Annotated in this window: 24 protein-coding genes; 13 read left to right on the top strand and 11 right to left on the bottom strand. The window is 71.5% G+C overall.

Annotated elements, in window-relative coordinates; translation table 11 throughout:
* Positions 1-120: 120 nt before the first annotated feature.
* Positions 121-1,815 carry a nitrite/sulfite reductase gene (locus ACZ6TI_RS00200; protein WP_465342766.1) on the bottom strand — a complete coding sequence of 565 codons (1,695 nt, stop codon included), beginning with the start codon at positions 1,813-1,815 and terminating at the stop codon, positions 121-123.
* Positions 1,816-2,170: 355 nt separating this feature from the next.
* On the opposite strand from ACZ6TI_RS00200, the gene ACZ6TI_RS00195 reads away from it, so the two are divergent.
* Positions 2,171-3,631 (top strand): glycosyltransferase family 39 protein, encoded by a 1,461-nt coding sequence (locus ACZ6TI_RS00195; protein ID WP_465342765.1) that lies wholly within the window; start codon positions 2,171-2,173, stop codon positions 3,629-3,631.
* Here ACZ6TI_RS00195 and ACZ6TI_RS00190 read toward each other — a convergent pair whose 3' ends face one another.
* On the bottom strand, positions 3,632-5,161 hold the full coding sequence (locus ACZ6TI_RS00190; protein WP_465342764.1) for a sensor histidine kinase: 1,530 nt from the start codon (positions 5,159-5,161) through the stop codon (positions 3,632-3,634). It lies immediately after the preceding gene.
* Between the two features lie 162 nt (positions 5,162-5,323).
* A complete protein-coding gene (locus ACZ6TI_RS00185) occupies positions 5,324-6,358 on the bottom strand; it encodes an SIS domain-containing protein (protein WP_465343512.1) in 1,035 nt (344 codons plus the stop codon).
* A gap of 292 nt (positions 6,359-6,650) precedes the next feature.
* Between ACZ6TI_RS00185 and ACZ6TI_RS00180 the strand changes: the two genes are divergently transcribed.
* Positions 6,651-8,255: a tetratricopeptide repeat protein gene (locus ACZ6TI_RS00180; protein ID WP_465342763.1), complete on the top strand. Its 1,605-nt coding sequence runs from the start codon at positions 6,651-6,653 to the stop codon at positions 8,253-8,255.
* A gap of 209 nt (positions 8,256-8,464) precedes the next feature.
* On the opposite strand, the gene ACZ6TI_RS00175 is transcribed toward ACZ6TI_RS00180, so the two are convergent.
* On the bottom strand, positions 8,465-8,689 hold the full coding sequence (locus ACZ6TI_RS00175) for a biotin/lipoyl-binding carrier protein (RefSeq protein WP_465343511.1): 225 nt from the start codon (positions 8,687-8,689) through the stop codon (positions 8,465-8,467).
* Positions 8,690-8,808: 119 nt separating this feature from the next.
* Here ACZ6TI_RS00175 and ACZ6TI_RS00170 point away from each other — a divergent pair, with 119 nt between their 5' ends.
* A complete protein-coding gene (locus ACZ6TI_RS00170) occupies positions 8,809-8,883 on the top strand; it encodes a 50S ribosomal protein bL37 (RefSeq protein WP_386988480.1) in 75 nt (24 codons plus the stop codon).
* A 158-nt stretch (positions 8,884-9,041) separates the two neighbouring features.
* Here the strand turns inward: ACZ6TI_RS00170 and rsrA are convergent, their stop codons facing one another.
* The 5 genes from rsrA to ACZ6TI_RS00145 all read right to left on the bottom strand — a co-directional run bounded on the left by rsrA (position 9,042) and on the right by ACZ6TI_RS00145 (position 12,082).
* Positions 9,042-9,320 (bottom strand): mycothiol system anti-sigma-R factor, encoded by a 279-nt coding sequence (rsrA, locus tag ACZ6TI_RS00165; protein WP_465342762.1) that lies wholly within the window; start codon positions 9,318-9,320, stop codon positions 9,042-9,044.
* A gap of 4 nt (positions 9,321-9,324) precedes the next feature.
* Positions 9,325-10,113: a sigma-70 family RNA polymerase sigma factor gene (locus ACZ6TI_RS00160; RefSeq protein WP_465342761.1), complete on the bottom strand. Its 789-nt coding sequence runs from the start codon at positions 10,111-10,113 to the stop codon at positions 9,325-9,327.
* A gap of 69 nt (positions 10,114-10,182) precedes the next feature.
* Complete coding sequence (locus ACZ6TI_RS00155; protein ID WP_465342760.1) at positions 10,183-10,803, bottom strand: alpha/beta hydrolase family protein; 621 nt, start codon at positions 10,801-10,803, stop codon at positions 10,183-10,185.
* 10 nt (positions 10,804-10,813) lie between these two features.
* Positions 10,814-11,209, bottom strand: coding sequence for a WhiB family transcriptional regulator (locus ACZ6TI_RS00150; RefSeq protein ID WP_465342759.1), 396 nt, complete (start codon positions 11,207-11,209; stop codon positions 10,814-10,816).
* Between the two features lie 189 nt (positions 11,210-11,398).
* Positions 11,399-12,082 (bottom strand): SOS response-associated peptidase, encoded by a 684-nt coding sequence (locus ACZ6TI_RS00145; protein ID WP_465342758.1) that lies wholly within the window; start codon positions 12,080-12,082, stop codon positions 11,399-11,401.
* A 75-nt stretch (positions 12,083-12,157) separates the two neighbouring features.
* Here ACZ6TI_RS00145 and aroA point away from each other — a divergent pair, with 75 nt between their 5' ends.
* From aroA to ACZ6TI_RS00110, 7 genes are all read left to right on the top strand, one after another.
* Positions 12,158-13,432, top strand: coding sequence for a 3-phosphoshikimate 1-carboxyvinyltransferase (aroA, locus tag ACZ6TI_RS00140; RefSeq protein ID WP_465342757.1), 1,275 nt, complete (start codon positions 12,158-12,160; stop codon positions 13,430-13,432).
* Between the two features lie 3 nt (positions 13,433-13,435).
* On the top strand, positions 13,436-14,515 hold the full coding sequence (rsgA, locus tag ACZ6TI_RS00135; protein ID WP_465343510.1) for a ribosome small subunit-dependent GTPase A: 1,080 nt from the start codon (positions 13,436-13,438) through the stop codon (positions 14,513-14,515).
* A 243-nt stretch (positions 14,516-14,758) separates the two neighbouring features.
* On the top strand, positions 14,759-15,559 hold the full coding sequence (hisN, locus tag ACZ6TI_RS00130; protein ID WP_465342756.1) for a histidinol-phosphatase: 801 nt from the start codon (positions 14,759-14,761) through the stop codon (positions 15,557-15,559).
* Positions 15,560-15,621: 62 nt separating this feature from the next.
* Positions 15,622-16,500 carry a hypothetical protein gene (locus tag ACZ6TI_RS00125; RefSeq protein WP_465343509.1) on the top strand — a complete coding sequence of 293 codons (879 nt, stop codon included), beginning with the start codon at positions 15,622-15,624 and terminating at the stop codon, positions 16,498-16,500.
* A gap of 154 nt (positions 16,501-16,654) precedes the next feature.
* Positions 16,655-17,434 (top strand): ATP-binding protein, encoded by a 780-nt coding sequence (locus ACZ6TI_RS00120; protein WP_465342755.1) that lies wholly within the window; start codon positions 16,655-16,657, stop codon positions 17,432-17,434.
* A gap of 10 nt (positions 17,435-17,444) precedes the next feature.
* Positions 17,445-18,002 carry a DUF5709 domain-containing protein gene (locus ACZ6TI_RS00115; RefSeq protein WP_465342754.1) on the top strand — a complete coding sequence of 186 codons (558 nt, stop codon included), beginning with the start codon at positions 17,445-17,447 and terminating at the stop codon, positions 18,000-18,002.
* 45 nt (positions 18,003-18,047) lie between these two features.
* Positions 18,048-18,680: a response regulator gene (locus ACZ6TI_RS00110; protein ID WP_465343508.1), complete on the top strand. Its 633-nt coding sequence runs from the start codon at positions 18,048-18,050 to the stop codon at positions 18,678-18,680.
* Here ACZ6TI_RS00110 and macS read toward each other — a convergent pair.
* The gene (gene macS, locus ACZ6TI_RS00105) at positions 18,677-19,801 is read right to left on the bottom strand and encodes a MacS family sensor histidine kinase (protein ID WP_465342753.1); all 1,125 of its coding nucleotides are present in this window, start codon (positions 19,799-19,801) and stop codon (positions 18,677-18,679) included. The genes ACZ6TI_RS00110 and macS overlap by 4 nt on opposite strands.
* A gap of 42 nt (positions 19,802-19,843) precedes the next feature.
* On the opposite strand from macS, the gene ACZ6TI_RS00100 reads away from it, so the two are divergent.
* The 3 genes from ACZ6TI_RS00100 (at position 19,844) to ACZ6TI_RS00090 (ending at position 22,756) form a co-directional block, all read left to right on the top strand.
* Positions 19,844-20,251: an ATP-binding protein gene (locus ACZ6TI_RS00100; RefSeq protein WP_465343507.1), complete on the top strand. Its 408-nt coding sequence runs from the start codon at positions 19,844-19,846 to the stop codon at positions 20,249-20,251.
* 210 nt (positions 20,252-20,461) lie between these two features.
* On the top strand, positions 20,462-21,397 hold the full coding sequence (locus tag ACZ6TI_RS00095; protein WP_465342752.1) for a carbohydrate-binding protein: 936 nt from the start codon (positions 20,462-20,464) through the stop codon (positions 21,395-21,397).
* Between the two features lie 123 nt (positions 21,398-21,520).
* Entirely contained in the window at positions 21,521-22,756 is a 1,236-nt protein-coding gene (locus tag ACZ6TI_RS00090; RefSeq protein WP_465342751.1) for a family 16 glycosylhydrolase, read from the top strand.
* On the opposite strand, the gene ACZ6TI_RS00085 is transcribed toward ACZ6TI_RS00090, so the two are convergent.
* Positions 22,753-23,994: a chitosanase gene (locus ACZ6TI_RS00085; protein ID WP_465342750.1), complete on the bottom strand. Its 1,242-nt coding sequence runs from the start codon at positions 23,992-23,994 to the stop codon at positions 22,753-22,755. The genes ACZ6TI_RS00090 and ACZ6TI_RS00085 overlap by 4 nt on opposite strands.
* Positions 23,995-24,043: the final 49 nt, after the last annotated feature.

The following is a 24,043-nucleotide window of genomic DNA, read 5'->3' as shown; positions in this document are numbered from 1 at the left end:
ACTTGACCGTGAAAACTCGCGCACAGGAGTGGCACTCCCATGCACCGTGCGACGCCTCGTTGGGCCGCAGGTCTTCCTCCCCGCAATAGGGGCAGTACAGCGGTGCCGACCGTGCGTCACTCATTTCAGGAGCTCCTCATCGGCGCGGACCACCCAGTTGGCGAACGTCTCGTCGGTGGAGTCGCGGTCGTCCAGGTAGCGCAACGCGAGCCGCTCCACGTACTCCGGAAGCTCCTCGGCCGTCGCCTTGAGGCCGCGCAGCTTGCGGCCGAAACCGGCCGTCTCGCCCTTGGCCATGCCCAGCCCGCCGCCGAGGTGCACCTGGAAGCCCTCGACCTGCTCACCGTGCGAGTTCATGACCAGCTGGCCCTTGAGCCCGATGTCCGCCACCTGGGTGCGGGCGCAGGCGTTGGGGCAGCCGTTGATGTGGATCGAGATGTCCGTGTCGAAGTCCTTGAGGCGCTCCTCGAGCCGCGCCACCAGCTCCTCGCCACGCGCCTTGGTCTCGACGATCGCGAGCTTGCAGTATTCGATGCCGGTGCAGGCCATCGTGCCGCGCCGCCACGACGACGGCCGCGCCTCCAGGCCGATCTCGCGCAGGCCGCGGATCAGCCCCTCCACGTTCTCGTCGGCAACATCAAGGACCAGGAGCTTCTGGTACGGCGTGAGGCGCACCCGATCGGACCCGGCGGCCTCGGTCAGGTCGGCGAGCCGGGTCAGTTGAGTGCCGGACGAGCGCCCGACCACCGGCGCCGCGCCCACGTAGTTGCGCCCGTCCACCTGCTTGTGCACGCCGATGTGGTCGATCGGCCGCTCCGGCAGCTCGGCGGCCGGGCCGTCGACCAGCGCCCGCCCGAGGTATTCCTTCTCCAGCACCTCGCGGAACTTGGCGACACCCCAGTCGGCCAGCAGAAACTTGAGGCGGGCCCGGGTGCGCAGCCGGCGGTAGCCGTAGTCCCGGAAGATGCCGACGACGCCCTCCCAGACGTCCGGGATCTCGTCCAGCGGCACCCACACGCCGAGCCGCTCGGCCAGCCGCGGGTTGGTCGACAGGCCGCCGCCCACCCACAGGTCGAAGCCCGGCCCGTGCTGCGGGTGGTGCACCCCGATCAGGCCGATGTCGTTGGTCTCGTACGGCGTGTCGACCAGCCACGAGATCGAGGTCTTGAACTTCCGCGGCAGGTTCGAGTAACGCGGATCGCCCACGTATCGCTTGATGATCTCGTCGATCGCCGGGGTCGGGTCGATCACTTCGTCCACCGCGACGCCGGCCACCGGGCTGCCCAGCACGACCCGCGGGCAGTCGCCGCACGCCTCGGTGGTCTGCAGCCCGACCGCCTCGAGCCGGCGCCAGATCTCCGGCATGTCCTCGACCCGGATCCAGTGCAGCTGGATGTTCTGCCGGTCGGTGATGTCCGCGCTGTCGCGGCCGAACTCGGTGGAGATCTGCGCGATGGTGCGCAGCTGCGCCAGGTCGAGCGCGCCGCCGTCGATCCGGACGCGCAACATGAAGTATTCGTCTTCGAGCTCGTGCGGCTCGAGCACCGCGGTGCGGCCGCCGTCGATCCCGGCCTTGCGCTGCGTGTAGAGCCCCCACCAGCGGAAACGTCCGCGCAGGTCCTGGGGGTCGATGGACGCGAAGCCGGTGTGCGCGTAAATGTTCTCGATCCGGGCCCGGACGTTGAGCGGGTTGTCGTCCTTCTTGATCCGCTCGTTCGGGTTCAGCGGCTCGCGGTGACCGACCGCCCACTGGCCCTCGCCGCGGGCCTTGCGGGGCCGGGCGGCGGGCCGTGCCGGGGTGCTGTCGGGTGCCATGTCGCGAGGTCCTCCTGCTGCTCTGGTGGGCACGGCAGGACGCTCACGGCTTTTTCTGGGCTCGTGACTTCAGTGTCAGGAGAGGGCCGGCGCGTCATCCGCGCCCGAAAATAGAAATCGGGCGGCGTCAGGAAGCCGGACACATCGCGCTGCGGACGCGGCCGTAGTCAACGTGGCGACGGGCCACGAAGCGGCGGTCAACTGCAGCGGTCATGCGGGTAAGCCTGCCACGGAACAGCATTGTCGGCTAGTGCGGTCCAGATTGCGGGAGTGTGCCGCCGGGCACACCGCGCGACACTGTGCAACAACGGAGCTTTACACTTCCGCGTCCGTCCCCTGCAGGAGAAAGCTGTCGATGGCGACTCAAACGGTCACCCAGGTCTCGCCGGAGGCGCCCGCCCCGGCCGCAACGAAGCGACGCCTGCCTGGTCTCTTCTGGGTCTGGGCGCCGAGCCTGCTGCCGGCCCTGGCGATGCTGGTGGTCGGCCGGTTCCGGCTGCGGCAGCCGACCCTGGGCTGGGACGAGAACGCCACCTGGATCGCCTCGCAGCGCACTCCCGGGCAGATCGTCGACCTGGCCTCGCACTTCGACGGCGTGATCTCGCCCTACTACATGTTCATGCACTTCTGGACGGCGCTGGCCGGCGACTCGGAGCTGGCCCTGCGGCTGCCGTCGCTGCTCGCGGTGGCGGCCGGCATCGGCATCGCCGGCGAGCTCGGGCGGCGGCTGTTCTCGCCGGACGTCGGGCTGCTGGCCGGGCTGATGCTCGTCGCCATCCCGCAGTTGTCCCGTTACGCGCAGGATGCCCGCGCCTACGGCTTCGCCTTTCTCTTCGCCACGCTCGCCACGCTGCTGCTCCACCGCGCCATCGAGCGGCCGTCCTGGGCGCGCTGGATTCCGTACGCGGTGGTGGTCACGCTGGTCGGGTTCGCGCACATGCTGGGGCTGCTGGTGCTGGCCGGGCACTTCTACATCGTGCTCACCCGGGGGGCCTGGCGGCGCTGGACGGTGGTGACGGCGGTGGCCCTCGTACCCGTGTTGCCTCTGGTCTTTCTGGGGTTGACCCAGCGCGGCAACCAGCTCGACTGGATCGCGCCGATGGACGCGGACCAGGTCTGGGCGGCGCCGGGCGCGATCTTCGGGTCGGCGGCGGCCGGGCTGCTGGTGATCGGGCTCGCGCTGGCCCTGCGGTGGCCCGAGCGCAAGGTCCCCACCGAGCTGGCCGTGCTCGCGGTGGCCCCGCCGGTGCTGCTGATCCTGGTCTCCTTCGTGACGTCGTCGCTGTGGGTGCCGCGTTATGTGCTGTTCACCGTGCCCGCGCTGTGCCTGCTCGCCGCGGCCGCCCTGCGCGGGCTCAAGCTGCGCGCGGTGGTCGCCCTGGTCGTGCTGATCGGCGTCGGCATCCCGGCGCAGCAGGAGATCCGCAAGTCGGCGGCGCACATGGGCGCCAACTTCCGGGCGATCGCCGGCATCATCGAGCGCGAGCAGCAGCCGGGCGACGTGATCGTCTATGGCATCGAGGGCACCTGGTCGCTGCGGGCCGGCATCGACTACCAGCTGCGCCGCAAGGAGAAGCCGGCCGACGTGCTGCTCACCAGGACGGCCGCCGAGGTCGGTCAGCTCGACGCCGAGCAGTGCGCCGATCAGGCGGCCTGCCTCGGCACGGCGCAGCGGGTCTGGTTCTTCCGGCAGTGGCAGACCGGGCCGGCGCTGGACAAGGCCGGGCCGCTCACCGGCACGCTGCGCGACGACTACCGCCAGGTGGACGTGTGGAAGGCCACCAAGGCGACCCTGGTGCTCTTCGAGCGCAGGTAGTCAGCGTTTGCCGAGCGGGACCACCAGGACCGCCTCGGTTCCGCCACCGGCCCGGTTGCGCAGCTCGATCGTGCCGCGCAGCTCGCCGGTGGCCAGCGCGCGCACGATCTGCAGTCCGAGCCGCCCGCCGGCGTCCGCCTTGAAGCCCTCCGGCAGCCCGCGCCCGTTGTCCGCGACGGTCACGTGCAACTGCTTGCGGAAACGATGCGCGGTCACCACCACCTCGGCCGACTCCGGGTGCGGCGGCTCGGTCTCCTCGCCGAAGCCGTGCTCGACCGCGTTGATCAGCAGCTCGTTGAGCACCATCACCAGCGAGGTGGCGATCTCGGCCGGCAGCACGCCGAAGGTGCCCTCGCGGCGCATCTTGACCGAGACCTCGGTGGACGCGACCTCCATCGCCGCGGTGGCGATGCGGTCCACGATCCCGTCGAACTCCACCGCCTCGTCGCTCGACATGGACAGCGTCTCGTGCACCAGCGCGATCGACGCGACCCGGCGCACCGACTCGAGCAGCGCGGTCTTCGCCTCCGGGATGTCCACCCGGCGGGCCTGCAGCCGCAGCAGCGCGGCCACCGTCTGCAGGTTGTTCTTCACCCGGTGGTGGATCTCCCGGATGGTGGCGTCCTTGGTCATCAGCGCGCGGTCCCGGCGCCGCACCTCGGTCACGTCCCGCACCAGCACCAGCGCGCCGATCGGCACCCCGGCCGGCAGCAGCGGCAGCGCCCGCATCAGCACGGTCGCGCCGCGCGCCTCGACCTCCTGCCGCGGCGGCGACTCCCCGCGCAGCGCCGACAGGATGCGGTCGGACGCGTCGTTGCCCTCCAGCGGATCGGCCGCCACCCGGGTGAACAGCACCGCCAGCTCCTCGCCGACCAGGTGCGCGTTGAAGCCCAGCCGCCGATATGCGGACTGCGCGTTGGGGCTGGCGTAGCTCACCTTGCCGGCCGCGTCGAGCCGGATCAGCCCGTCGCCGACGCGCGGCGCCGACGTGGTCTCGCCGGGATGCCGGGGCGGCGGAAACGTCCCGTCGGAGACCATCTGGGCCAGGTCGTCGGCGGTGGTCAGGTAGTTGAGCTCGAGCTGGCTCGGGGTGCGCGCGGTGGACAGGTTGGTGTCCCGCCCGATCACCGCGATCACCTCGGCGTACTCGGCGTCGCCGACTGGCTCGCGGCGGCGCACCGGGATCGCCTCGTGCCGGGCGGGGGTGTCGCCATACCAGACCGGATCGCCCTCGCGCCAGATCCGGCCCTGGGCGAACGCGATGTCCAGGTGCGCCACCTCCGGCCCGCCGACGATCTTGCCGACCTGATCGTCCTGATAGGCGGTCGGCGCGGTGGTCGGCCGCACCTGCGCCACGCAGAGGAAGGAGCGCGGCTCGCCGGCGGGCGCGCGGACCGGCACCCAGAGCAGCAGATCGGCGAAGGACAGATCGGACAGCAGTTGCCAATCGCCGGCCAGCCGGTGCAGCTGGTCGATGTCGGCCGGGCCGAGGCCGGTGTGCTCCTCGGCGAGATCACGCAGGGTGGACACGCGCCAAGCCTGCCACGCGGATGTTTCCTCGGCGTCTATCCCCCGGCGGTGTTCTGTCGGCCGGGGGTCAGACGTCGAAGTCCTTGTGCCGGCCGGTCGTCAGCGCGTCGGCGTCCTTCTGTCGGCCGGTCATCAGCGCGTCGGCGTCCTTCTGTCGGCCGGTCAGAGCGTCGACGTCACCTTCTTGAGGCCGCGGGGGGCGTCCGGGTCGCCGCCGCGGGCCAGCGCGAGCGACAGGGCCAGGCGTTGCAGCGGCAGGATGTCGAGCAGCGGCGCATAACGCTCGTCGACCGGCGGCACGGCGAGGCGGCCGGAGGCGCCGGGCACGTCGGCCGGTCCGATCGTCACCACGTCGGCCCGGCGCTCGCCCAGCCGGGTCACCACGTCGGCCATCGCCTGGCCGCCCGGTCCGCCGCCGACCACGGCCAGCACCGGGACGTCGGGGTCGGTCATCGCCAGCGGGCCGTGCAGCAGGTCGGCGCCGGAGAAGGCCAGCGCCGGCAGGTAGGACGTCTCCATCAGCTTGAGGGCGGTCTCGCGGGCGGTCGGATATGCGTACCCCCGGCCCGTGGTCACCATCCGCTGCGCGAACCGGTAGCGCTGCGCCAGGTCGTCGGCGGACCGGTCGGCCAGCACCCGCTCGGCCAGCCCGGGCAGCTCGCTCAGGGCGGCGCGCTCCTCGGCCGGCAGCGTGCCGTCGCCGCTGCGGATGCCCTCGACGAGCAGCAGCAGCGCGAGCAGCTCGGCGGTGTACGTCTTGGTCGCCGCCACCGCCCGCTCGTGCCCGGCGGCCACGTCCAGGGACAGCTCGGCGGTCGACGCCAGCACCGACGACGGGTTGTTGGTGATCGCCAGGGTCAGCGCGCCGGTCTCCCGAGCCACCTTGAGCACGCCGGTGAGGTCGGGCGAGCCGCCGCTCTGGCTCACCCCGACCACCAGCGCGTCGGACAGGTCGGGCCGGGCGCCGTAGAGAGTGATCGTGCTCGGTGAGGCCAGCCCCACCGGGATGCCGAGCCGGATCTCGGTCAGATAGGCGCCGTAGAGCGCCGCGTGGTCCGACGTGCCCCGGCCGACGAAGACGACGTGCCGCGGCCGGCGCTCGGCGACCCGGGCCGCGATGTCGGCGATCGCCCGCGCGTGCTCGCCGTCGAGCAACCGTGCGTAGCCCGCCGGCTGCTCCAAGATGTCCGCGGACATCCCCGCGCCACGCTCCGCGCCGACCTCTGCCACCACGCCTCCCCTTGCTGTTCAAACGATGTCCAAGATGGAATTTCGCGCAAGACCTGCTCGCTCTGTGCGCAATCTTGCACGGAACCGCCGCGCTGCGCAACGTTCCGAGCACAACTGCGCACGCCGTCGGGACTGACATATCGAGGATCGTCGCCTAGGCTTCGCTGCGGTGGCGCAGCCGCGCAACTTGCAGGAGTTGGCACATTCCCGCCTCTCCCTGCACCGAGAGCAACGGCGAGAAAGAAGGCCCCGGACAGTCATGGAGGAGCCCCGGCGCTCGGCCGACCGCGACCTGGAGCAGGCGCGGGCCGCGATCGAGCGCGGTGAGATGCGCCACGCGGCCGACCATCTGGCCGGTGCGATCGCGCACGCCCCCACGCTGCCCGAGGCCCACGAGCTGCTCAGCCGGCTGGCCGCACACGCCGACGGCGCGCTCGAGCTCTTCCCGCTCGAGCAGCACGCGTTCGTCGGCACCGTGGTGGCCCGGGCGCATCTGCTCGCCGCCGCCGGCCGTCCGGAGGACGGTCTGCCGCTGCTCTTCGCCGCCGCCGGCCACACCCCCGGTGTCGACTGGGCCGGGGTGCCCTGGGTGACCGATCCCGCGCTCGGCGTGCGCATGGAGCCCGACCTGCTGGCGCGCAACGTGATGCAGCTCTGCACGGCGGTGGGCGATCCCGACGACGCGGATGCCCGCGGCGCCCTGCGGCCCTATCTGACGGTGGTCACCCACGCGATCACCGCGCACCCCGAGCACGCGTTGCTGCTCGGCGCCGGTTCCGCGCTGGCCCGGCGGGCGGGCGAGGCGCTGATCGCGGTGGAGTGGGCCCAGCGCGGCGCCCGGGCCCGGCCGTCCAAGCTGGCCGAGATCTGGCTGGGTTATGCCTATCGCAGCGCCGGCCGCGTCGGCGAGGCCCTGGCGGCGCTGCGCCGGGCGGTCGCGCACGACCCCGACGACCTTTCGGTCTACGCGGACATCGCCGGCACCCTGGCCGACGCCGGCCGCCTCGAGGACGCCCTGTCCTGGGTCGACCGCGCGCTGGCCAAGGACCCGGAGTTCGACTGCGCGGTGCACACCGCTCACCGGCTGCGTTACCGCGCCGACGGCGAGCTCGTGCACCTGGTGCGGCTGGCCGACTTCATCCGCGACCACCCCGACGACACCCACGAGCACACGGATCTCGCCGACTGCTGCGCCGGCACCCCGTGGCTCAGCGGCGTCCCGGCCGTCGAGCGGGTGCTGCCCGACCCGCGGCGCCGCCCGCCGTCCGGCACCGAGCCTGCCACCGAGTCGATCGAGCGCCTGCTGCGGATCGCCCGCCAGGGCTGGACCCACCCGCCGGCCGCCTACGACGCCGCGCTGGGCCTGGTGCTGGTCGACCCGGACCAGTTGATCGCCCTGCTGACCCACCCACCGGAGAGCCCCGAGGCCGATCGCCGCGCCGCCCGCGTCTGGGCCTGCCTGGGCCTGCTGCACCACGGCGCCGACGAGCCCTGGATGATCTCCACCCGCCGCCGCCGGCTGGTCGACCTGGCGGTGGGCGGCGCCGACGCCATCACCGAGGCCGCGCTCTTCGCCCTGATCACCTATGCCTGGGTCGAGCCGTCCGCCCGCGCCGACGTGAAGGCCCTGGTCACCGGCCGCCTGATCGGCATCGCCGGCCCGGCCCAGCGGCAGCAGTCGCCGATCGCCTGGTCGGTCGCGCAGCTCGCGATGGCCACGCCGGGCCTGCGCACCGAGACCCGCGACCTGGCCGCCGCGGTGATCGCCACCGAAGAGGCGAAGTCCCGCCCGCGCATCCCCCGCCAGCGCCCGCGCCGCCCACGCCGAGTCCGCCGCCAGCTCCTGCGCTGGCTGACCCGCTGACCCGGCCTTGGCCCGCCAACCCGGCCTTGGCCCGCCAACCCGGCCTTGGCCCGCCAACCCGGCCTTGGCCCGCCAACCCGGCCTTGGCCCGCTGACCCGGCCTTGGCCCGCTGACCGGCTGACCCGGCCCGACTCACTGACCTGCGCCCGCTGACCCGCCGTCACCGACCGTCACAGGCGCGGCTCGGACTCCCGGCCGGCCGCCGGCCTCAGCCGTCGATCACCGCGATCAGGTCGCCCTCGTTCACCACGTCGCCCTCGTTGACGGCCAGCTGGGAGACCGTGCCGTCGGACTCGGCGACCACCGGGATCTCCATCTTCATCGACTCCAGGATCACCAGCGTGTCGCCCTCGGCGACCACGTCACCGGCGGCGGCCACCACCTTCCACACGTTGGCCACCATCTCGGCCCGGATCTCCTCAGCCACGGTGATGCACCCCTTCATCGACGCTCGGTCTCGGTCGGAAGTATCCAATCACGGTTCCGCGATGGGGGAATCTCACCTGTGGATAACCCGCCGTCTACCATCGACCCGGTCGAAAGGAGTCCACCATGGCAAAGAAGTCCCGCAAGAAGAAGGCGCGCAAGAAGAGCAACGCCAACCACGGCAAGCGCCCCAACAGCTGAGCTGAGCTGAGCTGGCCCTCGCTCCGCTCGGGCGGCAAAGCGCCTGATAACCGATGACAAGTTGGCCCCCGACACCGTGACGCTTCGCTACGGGGCCGGGGGCCAACTTGTCATCGGCGGCGCTTTGCGTTGTGGCCGAGCTTGAACCCAGCCAGATGCTAGGGCAGGAACTCGCGTCGCTCGATGTCGACGGTCAGTTCGTTGAGCTTGACGCGCAGCCGCTCGCGCAGCTCGACCGGCGCCCGGTCGGAGCCGCAGCAGCGTGCCACCAGCGCCTTCACCTCGTGCTCGATGCCGTACTCGTGGAGGCAGTCGGTGCACTCGTCGAGATGCTTGCGGATCAGCGCGCGCCGCGTCTCGCTGCACTCCAGGTCGAGGTAGAGATATACCTCGGAGAGCACGACGCCGCAGTCGGCCTTCTTCTCCTCGTCGCCCATCCCGTCACGCCTCCTGCGGTTCCGACGCGGTGCGGGTGATGCCGCGATCCACCGCGTAGTTCTCCAACAGCTTGCGGAGGTTACGCCGTCCACGGTGCAGACGGGACATCACGGTGCCGATCGGCGTGCCCATGATGTCGGCGATCTCCTTGTAGGAAAAACCCTCGACGTCGGCCAGGTAGACCGCCAGCCGGAAGTCCTCGGGCAGCGCCTGGAGAGCGTCCTTGATGTCGCTGTCCGGCAGCCGGTCGAGAGCCTCGGTCTCGGCGGACCGCAGACCGACCGACGTGTGCGACTCGCTCGACGCGAGCTGCCAGTCGGTGATCTCCTCGGTCGGCGCCTGGACGGGCTGCCGCTGCTTCTTGCGGTACGAGTTGATGTACGTGTTCGTGAGGATGCGGTAGAGCCACGCCTTGAGGTTCGTGCCCTCCTCGAACTGGTGAAACGCGGCGTACGCCTTGAGGAACGTCTCCTGCACGAGGTCCTCGGCGTCCGCCGGGTTGCGCGTCATCCGCAGACCCGCCGCATAGAGCTGATCCACGAACGGCAACGCGTCCCGCTCGAAGCGCGCACGGCGCTCGTCGGTGCGTTCTATCTGGGCCACGCGGTCCTCTCCCCTCGACAGATGCGCCGAGGATACGGGTAGTGCCCCAGGAACCGTCTCGAAAACCGCAGGTGTGCTGACGCTCACCGATGGCAAGACCGGCCCCGGTTCCGTGACGGGCCACTCGGGCGAACGGAGCAGATCCCGCACCCGGTGCACCTCCCGACCGTCCCGATCGAGTTCCACCATTCCGGCTGGCACCTCACAACCCCTTCCGACGTACGTCGTGTCCAGGCTGTGTAACCGCCGGTCAGGGCTCTACATTCCGGGTTGGCGCGCCCAGCCGTGCCGGGCCAGCCAGGCGACCACGAGGTCACCGGTGCCGGCCAGGTCCCGGCGCAGATCATGGGTGGCGCCGGGGCGGACGGCGACCTCGACCAGGCCGCCCGGCTCGGGTAACCCGAACGGGTCACGGTCGCCGTTGACGATCAGGGTCGGCAGGCCCTCCGGCAGCTCGCCGGCCCGGCTGCGCTCCGGCCGGCCCGGCGGATGCAGCGGGAACGCCAGGCAGAGCACGCCCGCCGCGCCCAGGGTCGCCGCCGTCCGGCAGGCCACCCGGGCGCCGCTGGACCGGCCGCCCACGACCAGGGGCAGGGGGCTCGCCAGGGCGCGTACCGAAAAGGTCCAGGCCTCGTCCAGCTGCGGAGCCGGCGCCGGAGCGCGGCGGCCGGCCACCCGGTAGGGCTGGGTGATCAGCGCGACGCGGACGCCGACGGCGACCGCCACGTCGTGCACCCGGGTGAGGTCCGGGGCGTGCACGCCGCCGCCGGCGCCGTGGCCGAGCACCAGCATGGCGAACGGCGGACCGGCGGGGTCCGTGATCTGGACCTCCGCCGGCCCGCGCGGCGTTTCGATTACCTCAACTGAAGGACTTGGCACAGTCCTATTGTCAGCGGCTCACCGGAATCAGCGTGAGCAGCCGGCGATCTTCCTCGTCAGGACCATCGTCGACCGGATCGCCGTTGGCCTGGACGCGCTCGCGCCAGGCCACCAGCATCGCCCGGCGCTCGCGCGGCGTGGTGCCGCCCCAGACGCCGTGACAGTCGCCCACCTGCAACGCCCAGGCCAGGCACGGCCCCTGGACATCGCAGGTCCCGCAGAGTGCGACGGCACCCTCGGACGGCTCGTTCGGAGCCGGGAAGAACGTTTCCGGATCGACTGTGCGGCAGGCACCGCGGATGCGCCACGCCTCATCGGCGGAACGCTCGTCGATCGCCCCAAGCAGTCTCGGGTCGCGCCTCGCAATGGCGACCTCGTGTGGACGCGGCATACGTGCCCGTGTCATATAGACCCACCTCCCCCGTGGGACCGGCAACAACCGTGGTTACGCCGTCCGCCCCGTGCGGACCGGCACCACACCGGCGGTGGTTTGTATCCCGAGACGCATGATCAGGGCAAGGGTTCGTGTCGATCTCGAAACAAACTTCACAGTAAGCAGCGAGCACATTACGGATTCATCACCGCAAATCGGGAGTCAGAACAGTGTCCCGATTTCCTGTTCTTGCACAGTTGGCAGAATCAATTCCGGACCATTGTTCCTGACGTTCCCGACATCTGGACGGACCGCGCGGATCTCGATGAAGGACAGCTCGGCGGCCGTCATCGGGCGCAGCAGGGCGGCCGGATCACCACCGCCGGCGAGCCATTCTCCCCAGCGCTCCGAAGGCAGCACCAAGGGCATCCGGCTGTGCACGCGGGCCAGCTCACCGACCGCTTCGGTGGTGATGACACTGCAGGTCAGGGTGTCACTCCACATTGTCCATAAACCCGCGAATGCGAGTGGTGCGCCGTCCGCCGGGGTCATGTAAAAGGGCCGCTTGCGCTTTCCGTCGCGGACCCATTCGAACCAGCCGTCGGCGGGTGCCAGACAACGGCGGCGGGCGAAGGACGGCGCGAATGCCGGCGACGTGGCGACCGTTTCCGCCCGTGCGTTGATCATGCGGGCGCCGGACTTCGCATCCGTGGCCCAGGAGGGGACGAGGCCCCACTTTGCGCTATCCAGCACCCGGGCGTCGTGCCGCTGCGACATGCGGATCACCGGCACCGGATCGGTCGGGGCGACGTTCCAGCTCGGCCCCAGCCCCTCGGTGACGTCCACGGCGTCGAACAGCAGGCTGAGGTCGGCCTCGCTCCGCGTCGTCGCGTACCGGCCACACATGGTGCGGAACCCTACGCCTCGGAGCGCGGGACCGGGGGGCAGCCCGAGGAGGACCGGGACGGCAGAATGGGGAGCGTGACCGAATGGACTGCACCGCCCGCCTCCGGCCCGGTGACCGCCACGGTGCGGCTGCCCGGCTCCAAGTCGATGACCGCCCGCGCGCTGGTGCTCGCCGCGCTGGCCGACGGCCCGTCGCGCATCGTGCGCCCGCTGCGCGCCCGCGACACCACGATGATGGCCGCCGGGCTGCGCGCGCTGGGCGTCGAGGTGGACACCGCGAGCGACACCGAGTGGCTGGTCGAGCCGGGTCCGCTGACCGGCCCGGCGGCGATCGAGGTGGGCCAGGCCGGCACGGTGATGCGCTTCGGTCTGCCGCTGGCCGCGCTGGCCCGGGGCACGGTCACCTTCGACGGCGACCCGCAGGCCCGGCGGCGGCCGCTGCGCCCGGTGGTCGACGCGCTGCGCGCCCTGGGCGTGACGATCGAGGCGTCCGAGTCCGGCGGTCTGCCGCTCACCGTCCGGGGCGCCGGCCTGGTCGAGGGCGGCGAGGCGGTGATCGACGCGTCCGGGTCCAGCCAGTTCGTGTCCGCGCTGCTGCTCTCCGCCCCGCGCTTCACCAAGGGTCTGGTGCTGCGGCACGAGGGCCCGCCGGTGCCGTCCGCGCCGCACCTGCGGATGACCACGCACATGCTGCGCGCGGCCGGCGCGGTCGTCGACGAGAGCGTGCCCGACGTCTGGACGGTCGAGCCGGGCCCGCTGCGCGGGCGCAAGTGGGTGATCGAGCCCGACCTCTCCGGCTCCGCGCCGTTCTTCGCCGCTGCCCTGGTCACCGGCGGCGAGGTGACGCTGGCCGGGTGGCCGGCCGAGAGCTGGCAGCCGGTCGGGCGGCTGGCCGAGCTGATCGAGGCGCTGGGCGGCGCGGCGACGGTGGACGGACGCGGACTGACCGTGCGGGGCACCGGCGTGCTGCACGGCATCGACGCCGACCTGTCCGAGGTGGGCGAGCTGACCCCGGTGCTGGCCGCGCTCGCCGCGCAGGCCGACGGCCCGTCCCGGCTGCGCGGGGTGGCGCACATCCGCACCCACGAGACCGACCGGGTCGCCGCGCTGGCCACCGAGCTGAGCAAGGCCGGCGCCACGGTCGTCGAGCATCCCGACGGACTCGACATCACTCCGGCGCCGCTGCGGCCGACGACGTTCGCGACCTATGACGACCACCGCATGGCACACGCCGGCGCGGTCCTCGGCCTCGCCGTCCCGGGCACCACCCTCGACGACGTAGCGTGTACCGCGAAGACGCTGCCGGAGTTCCCCGAGCTCTGGGCCGATCTGGTGACCAAGAGGAGCTGAGCCCTGCCGGCGCGCAAGCGGGAATACGACGAGGACGACGTCCGGATCCGTCCGGGGCGGTCGTCGCGTCCGCGCACCCGCACACGGCCCAAGCATGAGGACGCGGTGGACGCCCTGGTGATCACCGTCGACCGCGGGCGTTATGGCTGCGTGCGCGAGGAGGACCCGACCGACGCGATCATCACCGCGATGCGCGCCCGCGAGCTGGGCCGCAAGTCGGTGGTGGTGGGCGACCGGGTGGCGCTGGTCGGCGACACGTCCGGGGTGCCCGGCGCGCTGGCCCGCATCGTGCGCATCGCCGAGCGCACCTCGGTGCTGCGCCGCACGGCGGACGACGACGACACCACGCCCGAGGGCCGGCTCGAGCGGGTGGTGGTGGCGAACGCCGACCAGCTGGTGATCGTCAGCGCGCTGTCCGATCCGCCGCCGCGCACCGGCTTCATCGACCGCTGCCTGGTGGCGGCCTACGACGCCGACATCGAGCCGCTGCTCTGCCTGACCAAGGCCGACCTGGCCGGACCCGAGCAGGTGCTGGACTACTACGCCGAGCTCGACCTGCCGCACGTGCTGGTGCGCCCGGACAGCGACCTGACCGACGTGCGCGAGCGCCTCTCCGGGCGCATCTCGGTCATGGTCGGCCACTCCGGCGTCGGCAAGTCCACCCTGGTCAACCGCCTGGTGCCGGACGCGTTGCGCGCGGTCGGCGTGGTCAGCGCCATCGGCAAGGGCCGGCACACCTCGACCAGCGCGGTCGCCCTGCGCCTGCCCCGGGTGGGTCGCCGCCCGCAGAACCCGGGCTGGATCATCGACACGCCCGGCATCCGCAGCTTCGGCCTGGCCCACGTCAGCGCCGAAAGCCTCCTGCACGGCTTCCCCGACCTGGTCGAGGGCACCCTGGAGGACCAGCCGAACTGCGACCACACCGGCGCCGACGGCAAGTGCACGCTGGACGCGTGGGTCGCGGCCGGCAAGGCCGACGCCCGCCGCCTCGCCTCCTACCGCCGCCTGCTGGCCAGCCGGGCCGGCGACAGCGATCAGCGCGACCAGCAGTCCGATGAGAGCCCCCACCCGACTGCCCTGTGAAAGAGCGCGAGCCGCAACCGGAGTGGTAGCTCAGGCGTGCATCCCTGGCCCGGATGCACGGCTGGGCTACCACTCGGGGTTTCGGGGTGAGTTGCAATCAGCGTGCAGGGTGCGCGCCTCGGTCTGGACGCGCCAGCGGCCATGAGGTGCACGCCCGGCCCGGCGGGAGCTGCGGTCTGTGACACCCACCCGGGTGCGACCGCCAGTTGATCTTGATCTTGAAAGACCCTGTAGGTTGCCGACATGGCCGGTTACGCCGACGATCTCGCGCTCGCCCACCTGCTGGCCGACACGGCCGACTCGATCTCCATGGCCCGGTTCCGCGCACTCGACCTGCGGGTCGAGTCCAAGCCGGATCTCACCCCGGTCTCCGATGCGGACACCGCGGTGGAGCGGGCGCTGCGCGGCACCCTCGCCCGGGCCCGACCGCGCGACGGGGTGCTGGGCGAGGAGTTCGGTGTGTCGGCGGCGGCCAAGGGCACCCGGCAGTGGGTGATCGACCCGATCGACGGCACCAAGAACTTCGTCCGCGGCGTGCCGATCTGGGGCACGTTGATCGCGCTGATGGAGGGTGACACCCCGGTGGCCGGGCTGGTCTCCGCGCCGGCGCTGGGCCGCCGCTGGTGGGGCGCCATCGGGCACGGCGCCTGGGCGGGCAAGCACCAGCGCGCCGCCACCCGCATCCAGGTCTCCGCGGTGAACAGCCTGGCCGACGCCAGCTTCTGCTACTCCAGCCTGACCGGGTGGGCGGAGAGTGGCCGCCTCGACCCGATGCTGGACATCATCCTGGGCGTCTGGCGCAGCCGGGCGTACGGCGACTTCTACGGATACATGCTGCTCGCCGAGGGTGCGGTGGACGCGATGGTGGAGCCCGAGCTGTCGCTGTGGGACGTCGCCGCGCTGATTCCGATCGTCACCGAGGCCGGCGGCACCTTCACCGATCTGGACGGGCGGCCGGCCGCCGGCGAGGGCAGCGCGATCGCGTCCAACGGCTGGTTGCACGAGGACCTGCTCGTCCGGCTGGGCGAAGGGAAGACCGGGTAAGCCTGTCACGGCTGGTCTATTCTCGCCGGGTGATGTCAGCGGGTTGGCTCTTCCTCGCCGCGATGATCGCGGCGTATGGGGTGGCCAACCTGCTGCAATCCGCGGCCGCCGCACGCGTCACCGTGCATCACACCTTCGACCCGGGCCTGCTGCTGCGCCTCGCCGGTCACCGTGCCTATCTGCTGGGTGTCGGCTGTCAGCTCCTGGGGTTCGTGTTCGCGTTCCTGGCCCGCAGGGACCTGCCGCTGTTCCTGGTGCAGGCCAGCGTGGCCGCCGGGCTGGGAGTGACCGCGCTGCTCGGCGTCGTGGTGCTCAAGTGGAGTCTGCCGCGCTCCGAGGTCGCGTTGCTCGGATTGCTGCTGGCCGGCATCACCGCGCTGGTCATCTCGGCGCAACCGGCGCATTCGCGCCCGCTCGGGACCGCCGGGTTGGTCGGCCTGGCGGTCGCGGTCGGGGTGATCGCGGTGCTCGGCTTCTTCGCGGTACGCCTGCACGGCGCGATGGGCTCGGTGGTGCTCGGCTCCCTCGCCGGCATCGCCTTCTCCGCCGCCGCGATCGCTGCCCGCCCGCTCGCCGCCGAGCACTCGTTCGGTGGAATCTGCACCAACCCGCTTTTCTATCTGCTGATCGTGCACTCGATCGTCGGCCAGTTGCTGCTCGGCCTGGCCATGCAGCGCGGCTCGACCACCGCGGCGGTGGCGGCGATGGACGCGGCCGGCGCGGTGCCCGCCGCGATCGTCGGACTGCTGCTGCTCGGCGACCAGATCTATGCCGGCCGCGAGTGGCTGGCCGCGGTCGGCTTCGTCGCCACCCTGGCCTCGGTGATCGGGCTGACGCGTTATGCGGAGCCGCAGCACCATCACGCGACCGTGCCGGGCGGCAAGCACGAGGCCCGTCGGCCCGAGGCGGCGCGCCTGCGAACCGCGGGCACCGGCCGCTGACGTGCATGGGACCACTCTGACGGGGTATCTCCTTGACATGCGCAACTCGCGCTTATGTCCCGAATCGCCCGAACGTCGCAGGAGGGGTCAAAAGGGCAGGGGCGTTCGCCGCGAACATGCGGGAGGGAGACGCCACATGCACAATGGAGCGATCATGCCGAGCGATGTCGCGTACCCGGTGGACACCGGTCAGATGTTTCCGGTTGTCAGTCTGTCCGGGGCACTCGACGCGCAGGCGGTCCCCGCTCTGCGAGCGACGATCCTGAATGTCCTGGCCACCCAGCCGGAGGCGCTGGTGATCGACCTGGAGGCCGCCCGGGTCGCCGACCGCGCCGTGCCCGGCGAGCTGGCCGGGCTGGTGCGCGAGACCGCCGAGTGGCCGGCCGCCCGGGTGGCGCTCTGCACCGGCCACGATCAGGCTCTCTGGACCGCCGCCGGCCTGCGGGTCCACACCGACCGGGCGGCCGCGTTCGCCGAGCTGGGCCCGGCCCATCCGCAGTTTCGGCGCCGGCTCGACCTCGAACCGCTGGTCGGCGCGGCTCGCTCGGCCCGAGAGCTGGTCAACGAGGTGTGCGACGAGTGGGCGTTCACGGACCTCTGCGGCGCCGCCTGCATCGTGGTCACCGAGATGGTCAACAACGTGGTGGCGCACGCGCAGACCCCGATGACCGTGCTGCTGGCCCGGCTGGGCGACACCATCAGCGTGGCGGTGCGCGACGACTCGGCCACCGTTCCGCGCTTCGGCGGGCCGGTTTCGCCGACCGCGTACGGTGGTCGAGGCCTCCTGCTCATCGACTCGGTCTCGGACCGCTGGGGCAGCCTGGCGCTGAACACCGGCAAGGTCGTCTGGTCGCGGCTCGCGGCCGGCGAGGTGACCGAGCCATCCGAACGCCCGGCGTCCGAAGCAGGCATACCGGGCCCGGCCCGAGGGTAGGACGATCTCCATGCGCGACAACGATTACCCGGCCGAAGTGAGCGATCCCGAGGCGTCCGGCCTGCCCGGCACCGCGGACGACGACTCCTCCGCCTACGACGAGGTCGACAGCTCCCGCTGGGCCGACGGCCCGGATCCCTCCGCCCTGGCCGGCACCGGCCCCGGTGGCGCGAGCCGATACGGCGTCACGCCGTCGGAGGAGGCGCAGGGCGCCGACCTCGATCACCGCCTCCGCCAGGAGGAACCCGACGTCGGCGCGGAGGACCCGATCCCGCCGGTCCGCGACCCGATCGACGAGACGGTCGACAGCGACGAGCAGCGCAACCTCGACGCCGACGTCTGGGGGCAGAGCCCGACGTCGGACCCGAACTCGCAGATCTCGCTCTACGACGACGGGCAGCTCGACTCGGACGACCCGCAGGCGGTGGGCCGGCTGGTGGCGCCGGACGAGGGCGGCGGCTTCGACGACGAGGCGGACAGCGTGGCCTACGACGCCGGCGCGTCCGGTGGCGGCGCCAGCGCCGAGGAGCTGGCGATGCACGAGACGAACGCGCCCGATTACGACTGAGTTCTCTAAAGTGGGCCCGTGGATGAGCAGCAGCAGCTCAGGGTGATGGTGGTTGACGATCACCCGATGTGGCGGGAGAGCGTCAGCCGGGATCTGACGGCGGCGGGTTACCAGGTGGTCGCCACCACCGGTGAGGGCCGGCAGGCGGTGCGGATCGCGGCCGCCGCCCGGCCCGATGTCGTGGTGCTGGACCTCCAGCTGCCCGACGTGTCCGGGGTCGAGGTGATCAACGGGCTGCTGACGGCCGTACCCGAGGTCAAGGTCTTGATGTTGTCGGCCTCCGGCGAGCAGCAGTCGGTGCTGGACGCGGTCAAGGCCGGCGCGAGCGGTTATCTGCTGAAATCGGCGAGCACGACCGAGTTCCTGGAGGCGGTCGCGCGGACCGCGGTGGGCGACACCGTCTTCACACCGGGGCTGGCCGGGCTGGTGCTGGGCGAGTTCCGGCGGCTTGCCGTCGAGCCGCCGGCCTCGGACGACGATCCCGCGCCCAAGCTCACCGAGCGCGAGACCGAGGTGCTGCGGCTGGTGGCGAAGGGCCTGTCCTATCGCCAGATCGCCGAGCGGCTCGTGCTCAGCCATCGCACGGTGCAGAACCACGTGCAGAACACGCTCGGCAAGCTGCAGCTGCACAACCGGGTCGAGCTCACCCGCTACGCGATCGAGCAGGGTCTGGACTAGGACTTTTTCCTGGGCACGGACATCTCCACCTCGGTGCCGCCGGCCGAGGTGATCGTGACCCGGCCGCCCAGCGCCCCGATCCGCCCCTTGATCGACTGCGCCACGCCGAGCCGCCCCTGCGCCTCCGCCTCGGCCAACCGCGACGGCCCGATCCCGCAGCCGTCGTCGCGCACACTGACCGTGACCGCGGCCGGCTCGTCCTCCACCAGCACCCACGCCTTGGTCTCGGCCGGGCAGTGCCTGGTCACGTTGTCCAGCGCCGCCGACACGGCGGCCGCCAGCTCGCGGGCGACCTCGCCGGGCAGTTCCACCGGCGACGCGGGCCCGGACACCGACACCGAGGTGGACCCGAAGGGCGCCAACAGCCCGAGCAGATCGACCGAGGCGGGCTCGCGCGCCGTCGGGGTGGTGACCAGCGCCCGTAGCGCGACCTCCTGCTCACCGGCCAGCCGGGCCAGTTCGCCGGCCTCCCCGTCCAGCCCGGCGCCGCGCCGCTTGACCAGCGCGAGCACCTGCAGCACGGAGTCGTGGATGTTGCGGGCCAGCCGCTCCCGCTCGCGGGTGGCCGCCTCGAGCTCGATCGCCCGCTGCAGCCGCGCCTGGGACACCTCGGCGAAACGCACCAGATAGCCGACCGCGGTGGCGGCCAGCAGCATCAGCACCGTCCCGGTGTAGGCCGCCTGGTCGTAGTGCGCCCGCACGATCAGGTCGGTGGCGCCCATCGCGATCGCCGCGCTGATGCCACCGCGCCGGCCGCCGGCCACCGCCCAGGCGATCACCGGCGCCACGTGCCAGGCGACCGCCAGGGTGGGCTTGCCGTCCATCAGCGCGGGCCGGCCGACGATCGGCACGCTCGACGCCATCACCGCCATGGTGAGCAGCAGATCGGCCACCAGCAGCGGCGGCCGGCGCCGGGCCGGGTCCGCATAGGCATAGGTGGTGAAGACCGTCCAGCCCGCCATCACGGCCAGCACCGGCCACACCAGCAGCGGCCGGGCATAGATCGAGACGTTGTTCACGGCGAGCACCGCGACATAGACCAGGGCGGCGATCCGGAACACCGCGATGGCCCGCCAGAGGGGTGTCTGCAGGCTGCTCGGCGACGTCGGGGCGTCGGTCATACGGCGAACGATGCCACATCGCGCAATGCGGAAAGATCAGTCCTGGCCTACCGTCGAGGGATCACCGAGATCCTGCTCACCAAGAGTTTCGACCACAGCGAGGTGACATCGCTGCGGCACCGGATCGCGTCCTGCGCCGAATCGGCGGGTCTCTCCGGCGGGCGGCTGGACGACTTCGTGGTCGCCGTCAACGAGCTGTTGACGAACGCGGTGCGGCACGGTGGCGGGGACGGCACGGTCGCGATGTGGGTCGCGGACGGCTCGGTGGTGTGCGAGGTCTCCGATCGGGGCATCGGCCTGCCGCGCCCGCACGCGACGAGACCACAGCGCCCGGCGGCCGACCAACCGGGCGGCTGGGGTCTCTGGCTGGCCGACGAGCTGGCCGACACGCTGAGGATCGAAACCGGTCCGGAAGGGACCACCGTGCGCATCTCGGCCCGCGCTTCTTAAAGGGAGTTTTAAGTCTTCGGACCGAGCTTGCGCGTCGCTCGCCAATTCGTGAAAGTTCTTCTGCCGCAGCAAGGGCATGGTCCGCGAGGAGGACATTCGTCGATGCACCGCGCCCGTCATTCAGCGCCATCGCACGCAGTACCGACGTCGTCGCCTGCCGTTAAAAGACACCGCGCCCCTGGCCCTGCTCGCGAGATCAAGACACGTTCCGTGATCACCGTCGCGGTGGCTGCGGTCGGCCTGGCCACCGCCGTGTGGCTGCCGACGCGCTTCGACCAGGCGTCCGCGACCGAAAACACCGACCCGCAGCTCGAACAGGTCTTCGCGGACGAGTTCGACGGCGCGCGCGGCGAGTCCGTGGACCAGGAGAAGTGGTCGGTCGACGGCCGCTCGGTGCGCCTGGACGGCGAGGGCAACCTGCGGATCTCGGCGCGCTCCGACGACCGCGAGCGGTTCGCCGACGCCGGGCTGCAGAGCACGAAGGCCTTCGAGTCCCCGGCCGGTGTGGTCGAGGCGCGCGCCAAGGTCGCCGACGGTGCTTCGGTACGTTCCCTGTTCCGCCTGCTCGGCACGGACGCGCCGGATCTGGACGTGATGACCAACAGCGGCGACCGTTCGCGGGTGCTGCGCGCCGCCCTGGGCCGCGACTTCGACGGCTCGCTGGAAGCGGAGCAGTCGTTCGCCGAGGACTTCCACACCTTCGCGGTGAAGTGGGAGCCGGGCCTGATCGTCTGGTCGGTCGACGGCAAGGAGTTCCTGCGCACGGAGGAGGACCTGACCGAGCCGTTCGCGGTGTCGCTGGAGGTCTCCGAGGGCTTCGGCTCCACGGACCGCGACCGGCAGGACCGCTCGGACCGGCGGATGCTGGTCGACTTCGTCCGCGTCTCGACGGCGAAGGCCGAGGAGCCGCCGGCCGAGGAGCCGCCGGCCGAGGAAGAGCCGCCGCCGGCCGAGGAACCCACGACGCCGCCTACCACCCCGCCGACCGAGGAGCCGCCGGCCGCCAAGGCGTGGGAGCCGTTCACATTGTTGACTGCCGGCGACGTGGTCACCTTCGACGGGAAGACCTACGAGGTCAAGGCGACCCACACGTCGCTGCCCGGTTGGGAGCCACCAGTCCTGCCGAACCTCTTCAAGCTGCTCTGACTTCGGCTGCACTCCGGGGAAAAAGTGTTATCGAGTGGTTCCGGAACCGGTCCCACTTGACGACGGCGGTCTATCTATAAAGACTGCTAAATGAATTAACATCCTCTCCCCGGAGGCATCCCCATGCGCAGGACCCGGATCTTGCTGGCCGTCGCCACCGTGGCGGTCACTCTCACCGGCGGGCTCTTCGTGGGCTCCCGCAACGACACCGCCGACGCTGCCATCGGCCCGATCACCTGGCAGGACGAGTTCAACGAACCGGCCGGCACCCCGCTCAACCAGTCGAAGTGGAAGTTCGACATCGGTGGCGGCGGCTGGGGCAACAACGAGCGTGAGTACTACACCAACTCGACCAGCAACGTGGTGCACGACGGTCAGGGCAACCTGGCGATCACCGCGCGGCGGGAGAACCCGAACAACTACCAGTGCCACTACGGCCGCTGCGAGTACACGTCCGGTCGCATCCTGACCGCGGACAAGTTCTCCCAGGCGTACGGAAAGTTCGAGGCCCGCCTCAAGATCCCCCGCGGCCAGGGCATCTGGCCGGCGTTCTGGATGCTCGGCGGCAACAACTGGCCGACCACCGGCGAGATCGACATCATGGAGAACGTCGGCTTCGAGCCGAACACGGTGCACGGCACGGTGCACGGCCCGGGCTACTCCGGCGCCGAGGGCATCGGCGGCGGCCGGACCATCGGCGCTCCGCTGGCCGACGCCTTCCACAACTACGCGGTGGAGTGGTCGCCCAACCTGATCGTCTGGTTCCTGGACGGCCAGGAGTTCTACCGGATCACCCCGGGCGGCCTCGGCGGTGACCAATGGGTCTTCGACCACCCGTTCTTCATGATCCTGAACGTCGCGGTCGGCGGTTACTGGCCCGGCTACCCGGACGCCACCACCCAGTTCCCGCAGACCATGCTGGTCGACTACGTCCGCGTCTCGTCCTGGACCGACGGCGGCACCCCGCCCCCGGCCGGCGGCGGCGGGATTCGCTCGAACTTCAGCAACCGCTGCATCGACATCCCGGGCGCCAACCCGGTCGACGGCGCCCGGCTGCAGATGTGGGACTGCAACGGCACCGCCGCGCAGCAGTGGTCGTTCAACGCCGACGGCACCGTCCGCGCGATGGGCAAATGCATGGACCCGGCCGGCGCGGGCAGCGCCAACGGCACGCCGATCCAGCTGGTCACCTGCAACGGGAACCCGGTCCAGCGGTTCACCCTGCAAGCCTCGGGCGACCTGCGGAACCTGTCATCCAACCGCTGCGTGGACGTCGCCGACTGGAACCCCAACAACGGTGCCCAGCTGGTCCTCTGGGACTGCGCCGGCACCAGCAACCAGAGGTGGACCAGGATCTAGGAGATCTTGAATTTGTCCCCGTAGACCGACCAGGCGAGCGGGGTGTTCAGGTCGAGATTGCCGGCCTTGAGAAAGACGCGCTGGGCGGTGTCGACCCGGGAGGTGTCATTGTGAGCCTCCTCGGTCCGCATCGCCCTCACGCGTGCGTCCAGCAGGGCGTTCAGCCAGGTCAGCTCGTCACCGCCGAGCTTGGGCGTGGGAGCCTTGCGCAGCGCCTCGGCCCGGATGCCGCGCAGCCCGGACATCCCGTGCATGACGGCGGCGTCGTAGTAGGCGAACTGCCCCAGCGCGCGCAGGCCGTCGGTGCGGGCCATGGTGACCGCGGGGTTGAAGTACATCCGGTCCCGCTCGTCCTCCTGGACCTTCTGGAAGACCGGGTCGGCGGCCGCCGCCTTCCACGCCGCGGTGAACGGCGAGCCCAGGCCGGCGTGTGAGTCCGAGCCGTCCACCGTGCGCAGCGCCGGCAGGAATCTGGCCAGCCCGTTCAGCGGCTTGCGGCGGGTGTACTCGGTGACCACGGCGAGCATGTCCGAGGTGCCGGAGCAGAAGCCGACCAGCCCGGCGGTGTAACCACGACCGTCACCGATGTCCTCGATGTAGCCGTACTGCGAGCGCCAGTTCAGCGACGAGTTCTCCGCGCTGGAGATCAGCTGCTGGGCGATGTCCTTCGGCCGGGCCGTGCTGAGCGGGGCGGCGGCCGACGGCACCGCGATGCCCGGGTCGGCCGATTCCTTCCGCGGCGACGCCGGGCCGGGCCCGTATGCCTGCACCTCGTACAGCGAATAGCCGAATGCGGTGCCCCGCTTGAGCGCCAGCACCCGCAGGTAACGACCGGTGCCGTTGAGCTGCTTGAGGTCGTCGGAGCCGCCGTCCCCGGCGGTGACCGAGGCCAGGTCGGTCCAGGAGGCGGCGTCCGCGGAGATCTGCACCCGATAGACCGACGCGTACGCCTGCTCCCAGGAGAGCCGCACCCGGGTGACCTTCTGCGCGCCGCCCAGATCGATCCGCAACCACTGGCTGCCGGGCACGGCGGGGCCGGCCCAGCGGGTCGCGGTGTTCCCGTCGACCGCCGCGCCCGCCGTGAACTCCGAACCGATGGTGGCCGACGCGAGCGCCGGGCGACCCGCCGACAGCACCATGTCGGCCGACGCGTCGGCGGTGACCGTCACGATGAGCGGGACGGTCACCACCGCGGCGACGCCCGTCCCGAAGGCGACCGCACCCGCTCTGATCCCCACGCCATCCAAGCTAGGTCGCCGGGCGCGGCCCCCGCTGGGTGTTCGCCGA

Source organism: Actinoplanes sp. NPDC051388 (assembly GCF_055586225.1).
Note: the sequence above shows the minus strand (reverse complement) of the source record. Positions and strands in the feature narration are given on the sequence as shown.